The sequence below is a fragment of the Nonomuraea mesophila genome (genome assembly GCF_004352805.1).
Taxonomy (GTDB): Bacteria; Actinomycetota; Actinomycetes; order Streptosporangiales; family Streptosporangiaceae; genus Nonomuraea; species Nonomuraea longispora.
Map to the genome: position 1 here is coordinate 1 of NZ_SMLD01000413.1, position 625 is coordinate 625.

Consider the following 625-nt stretch of genomic DNA (forward strand, 5'->3'; position numbering starts at 1 on the left):
GCCCTACCGCAAGGTCGTCGACGGCAAGGTCACCGACCAGATCGACTACCTGACCGCCGACGAGGAAGACCGTTTCGTCAAGGCGCAGGCCAACACCGTGCTCAACCCCGACGGCACGTTCGCCGAGTCCCGGGTCCTCGTCCGCACCAAGGGCGGCGAGACCGAGCTGGCCCGTGCCGAGGAGGTCGACTACATCGACGTGTCGCCGCGCCAGATGGTGTCGGTGGCCACCGCGATGATCCCCTTCCTCGAGCACGACGACGCCAACCGCGCGCTCATGGGCTCCAACATGCAGCGGCAGTCGGTGCCGCTGCTCAAGAGCGAGGCGCCGCTGGTCGGCACCGGCATGGAATACCGTGCCGCGACCGACGCGGGCGACGTCATCAGCGCAGAGAAGGCCGGCGTGGTCGAGGAGGTCTCCGCCGACTACGTCACCGTGATGAACGACGACGGCACCCGCACCACCTACCGCGTCGCCAAGTTCAAGCGCTCCAACCAGGGCACCTCGTTCAACCAGAAGCCCATCGTCGCCGAGGGCGACCGGGTCGAGGTCAACCAGGTGATCGCCGACGGGCCGTGCACCGACCAGGGTGAGATGGCGCTCGGCAAGAACCTGCTGGTGGCG

General features: G+C 68.0%; 1 pseudogene. It reads left to right on the top strand.

Annotation, left to right across the window (positions count from 1 at the left end):
* A pseudogene (locus E1295_RS48335) lies at positions 1-625 on the top strand (DNA-directed RNA polymerase subunit beta); the annotation flags it as partial.